The sequence below is a fragment of the Pseudomonas sp. FG98 genome, from assembly GCF_057808595.1.
The window spans coordinates 1-3,986 of the sequence record NZ_JBMDIJ010000169.1; the positions used below are offsets into that span (position 1 = coordinate 1).

Annotated in this window: 5 protein-coding genes; 1 reads left to right on the forward strand and 4 read right to left on the reverse strand. The window is 64.7% G+C overall.

Annotation, left to right across the window (positions count from 1 at the left end; genetic code table 11):
* Window positions 1–113 precede the first annotated feature (113 nt).
* The 4 genes from ACODSK_RS32475 to ACODSK_RS32490 are packed head-to-tail and all read right to left on the reverse strand — an operon-like array spanning window position 114 to window position 2,931.
* Complete coding sequence (locus tag ACODSK_RS32475; protein ID WP_489022238.1) at window positions 114–842, reverse strand: amino acid ABC transporter ATP-binding protein; 729 nt, start codon at window positions 840–842, stop codon at window positions 114–116.
* Window positions 829–1,479, reverse strand: a complete 651-nt coding sequence (locus ACODSK_RS32480; RefSeq protein WP_489022243.1) for an amino acid ABC transporter permease — start codon at window positions 1,477–1,479, stop codon at window positions 829–831. The genes ACODSK_RS32475 and ACODSK_RS32480 overlap by 14 nt, the downstream gene beginning before the upstream one ends.
* Window positions 1,476–2,141, reverse strand: coding sequence for an amino acid ABC transporter permease (locus ACODSK_RS32485; RefSeq protein ID WP_489022239.1), 666 nt, complete (start codon window positions 2,139–2,141; stop codon window positions 1,476–1,478). Before ACODSK_RS32485 ends, ACODSK_RS32480 begins: the two co-directional genes overlap by 4 nt.
* A 10-nt stretch (window positions 2,142–2,151) precedes the next feature.
* A complete protein-coding gene (locus ACODSK_RS32490) occupies window positions 2,152–2,931 on the reverse strand; it encodes a transporter substrate-binding domain-containing protein (protein ID WP_489022240.1) in 780 nt (259 codons plus the stop codon).
* Between the two features lie 267 nt (window positions 2,932–3,198).
* Here ACODSK_RS32490 and ACODSK_RS32495 point away from each other — a divergent pair, with 267 nt between their 5' ends.
* Window positions 3,199–3,903 (forward strand): FadR/GntR family transcriptional regulator, encoded by a 705-nt coding sequence (locus tag ACODSK_RS32495; RefSeq protein WP_489022241.1) that lies wholly within the window; start codon window positions 3,199–3,201, stop codon window positions 3,901–3,903.
* The last annotated feature ends 83 nt before the right edge of the window (window positions 3,904–3,986 follow it).

The window sequence follows — 3,986 nt, forward strand, 5'->3', positions numbered from 1 at the left end:
ATCGATGTCGAGGCGGATGGCCTCATCGTCGGCAATGCCGACTCCCACAGGGTTCAGGGCAGCCACAGTATCTGTGCCCGGCGCCGGGCTTCACTTGACCGGAAAAGGGCTGGTTACGCCACGCTACCGATAAAGTTCGCCAGCTCCGGTGTCTGCGGCGCATCGAACAGTACCTTCGGATCGCCCATCTCATGCACCTTGCCCTGGTGCATGAACACCAGCTTGTCACCGACCTCGCGGGCGAAGCGCATTTCGTGGGTGACCATCACCAGGGTCATGCCTTCCCGGGCCAGCTCGCGCACCACCGCCAGTACTTCGTTGACCAGCTCCGGGTCCAGCGCCGAGGTGATCTCGTCGCACAGCAGCACCTTGGGTGACATGGCCAGGGCGCGGGCGATGGCCACACGCTGTTGCTGGCCGCCGGAGAGCTGGTCGGGGAAGGCGTCGAAGCGGTTGCCCAGGCCGACCCGGTCGAGCATCTTCTGCGCCAGCTGGCGCGCTTCGGCCTTGTGCGTCTTCTTCACCAGTTGCGGGGCGAGCATGACGTTCTCGCCGATGCTCAGGTGCGGGAACAGGTTGAACTGCTGGAAGATCATCCCGACCTTCTGGCGCAACGAGCGCAGGTCGGCACGGGCGGCGTCGAGGTATTCGCCGTCCACTTCGATCACCCCGTCATTGATCGACTCAAGGCCATTGAGGGTGCGCAGCAGGGTGCTCTTGCCCGAGCCGCTGCGGCCGATGATCGCCACCACCTCGCCTTGCTCGATGCTCAGGTCGACGCCCTTGAGGACGTGGTTGTCGCCGTAGTACTTGTGCAACGCGGAAACTCTAACCAGCGGCATGCAGCCTCCTCTCCAGGTAACGGGCACCCAGGGACAATGGAAAACACAGAATGAAGTAGCCCAGGGCAACCAGGCCGTAGATCAGGAAGGGTTCGAAGGTGGCGTTGGCCAGCATGCCGCCGGTCTTGGTCAGCTCGGTGAAGCCGATGATCGAGGTCACCGCAGTGCCTTTGACCACCTGCACCGAGAAGCCCACGGTCGGCGCCACGGCGATGCGCAGCGCCTGCGGCAGGATGACGAAGCGCAGCTGTTCGTAGCGGTTCAGCGCCAGGCTCGAACTGGCCTCCCACTGGCCGCGCGGAATCGACTCGACGCAGCCGCGCCAGATCTCGGCGAGAAAGGCGCTGGTGAACAGGGTCAGGGCCACGGCTGCGGCCATCCAGGCCGAGACGTCGATGCCGAACAGGGCGATGCCGAAGAACACCATGAACAGTTGCATCAGCAGCGGCGTGCCCTGGAACAGCTCGATATAGCCGCGGCTGAGTACCCGCAGCGTGGTGTTGTCGGAGATCCGCGCCACCAGCATCAGCAGGCCGACCAGGCCACCGCAGACGAAGGCCACCAGCGACAGCAGCAAGGTCCATTGCAGGCCGGTCAGCAGGTTGCGGACGATGTCCCACAGGGTGAAATCCATCAGCCTCTCCTCATGATCAGGCGCCGGCCCAGCAGGTTGAGCAACTGGCGCACGCCGATGGCCATCAGCAGGTACACCAGGGTGGTCAGCAGGTAGGTTTCGAAGGCGCGGAAATTGCGCGACTGGATGAAGTTGGCGGCGAACGACAGCTCTTCGGTGGCGATCTGCGAGCACACCGCCGAGCCGAGCATGACGATCACGATCTGGCTCGACAGCGCCGGCCAGACCTTGGCCAGGGCCGGGCGCAGGATCACGTAGCGGAAGCTCTCGAAGCGGCTCATGGCCAGGGCCGCCGCCGCTTCCAGCTGGCCGCGGGGAATCGCCTGGATACCGGCGCGGATGATCTCGGTGGAATAGGCGCCGAGGTTGATCACCATCGCCAGCACCGCCGCCTCCCATTCGCTCATGCGCAGGCCCAGGGCCGGCAGGCCGAAGAAGATGAAGAACAGCTGGACGATGAACGGGGTGTTGCGGATCAGCTCCACGTACACCACGAACAGCCAGTTGAACGGGCGCAGGTTCCACGCCCGTACCCCGGCGCCGACGATGCCCAGGGCCACCCCGAGCAGGGTACCGATCAGGGTCAGCTCCAGGGTGAACACTGCGCCCTTGAGCAGCAGGTCACCCTGGGCCAGCACCGCGCTGAAATCGAATTGATAGGCCATGCGCTAGGGCTCACTGGAAGTCGGCGGGCAGCGGTTGCTTCAGCCATTTTTCGGCGTTGCGGTTGAGGCTGCCGTCGGCCTTGGCTTCGGCAAGGATGGCGTTGACCTTGTCCAGCAGCGCCGGTTGCGCCTTGGCCATGCCGACGTAGACCGGCGAGTCCTTGAGCTTGACCTTGAGCACCGGCACCTTCTTCGGATTCTTCTCGGCAATGGCCGCCATCACTACGCTGCCGCTGGCGATCAGGTCGACCTGGCCGGACAGGTAAGCGGCGATGGTCGAGTTGTTGTCTTCGAAGCGCTTGATGGTGGTGCCTTGCGGGGCGACGGCGCTGAGTTCCATGTCCTCGATGGCGCCACGGGTGACGCTGATGGTCTTGCCGGCCAGTGCGGCGACGCTGTCGACGCTGCTGTCCTGCGGGCCGAATACGGCGAGGTAGAACGGTGCGTAGGGCTTGGAGAAGTCGACCACCTGCTCGCGCTCGGGGTTCTTGCCGAGGCTGGAGATCACTAGGTCGACCTTGCCGGTGGTGAGGAAGGGAATGCGGTTGGTGCTGTTGACCGGGGTCAGGGCCAGCTTGACGCCGAGCTTGTCGGCGAGCAGTTGCGCGGTGTCGATGTCCAGGCCGCGGGGCTTGAGGTCCGGACCGACCGAACCGAAGGGCGGGAAGTCCTGGGGCACGGCGACCTTGAGCACGCCGCGCTGGGTGATATCGCCAAGTACATCGGCCTGGGCGGCCAGGGCGCTGCCGCAGAGGAGGGTGGCCAGCAGAAGTTTGCGGAAGGAGATCATGGACGGTGCCTCGCAGCGGAAAGTGTGTTTCCCGCCATTGCAGCCGCCGTGCCAGCTTGGCGGAAAACCTTGGAAAAGCGCTGGAATCCGGGTGCTTCGCGGTATTACTGGTCTGAACAGTTGAGTGTCCCTATGAGCATGTAGAACTGGCGAATGCCCCGAGAAAAGGCAGGCGTCACGGGCCTGCGCCAGGATGGGGCCAAACTTGCGTGACAAGGGAAAAAGGACGTAAAACAGCGCATCTTCCGTTCCGACTGGTCTGAACTCATGTTCGAAACCCCCACCCGCAGCGCCGTCCCCGAGCAGGCCCTGCAGGCCATCCAGCAACTGATTCGCGACGGCGGCTACCAGGCTGGTGATGCCTTGCCCTCGCAGCGCGACCTGGCCGAGCGACTCGGCGTAAGTCGCGCTTCGTTGCGCGAGGCGCTGTCGTCCCTCAGCGCCCTGGGCGTGGTCAGCGTGCAGCCGGGCAAGGGGGTGTTCGTCCAGGCCGCCAAAGCCCCGCCGACCAGCGAATCGCCCTGGTTCGCCTGGCCGTTCGCCGCGCAAGTGGGTGCCGCCGATACCTTCCAGTTGCGCTATGTGCTTGAGGGCTTCGCCGCTGGCCAGGCGGCCAATGCCCTGACCGCCGACGACCTCGACGCCCTGGCGCTGAACGTCGAGGCCATGCGCGTGGAGCTGCGCGCCGGCAACTTCGAGGCAGCGGCGCAGCTGGATTTTGCCTTCCACCGGCGCCTGCTGGAGGCCGGTGGCAACCTGGCCATGCTGCATATCGTCACCAACAGCGAAGCGATTTTCGTCGAGAGCCAGAAGCTGCCCTTCATCCGCCCCGAACGGGCGATGGAAACCTGGCAGGAGCACCGCAAGATCCTCCGCGCCCTGGCCCGGCATTCCTCCAGCGCGGCGCAGAAAGCCATGCAGGAACATATCCGCAATGCCGCAGCGCGCTGCGGGATTGTCTTTTCTGCTTGAGATCGGCGGCTCTCAGATAACAGGCCCAGGAGCGACGCGGTTCTTGTGGGAGCTGGCTTGCCAGCGATTGCGTCGGTGAATTC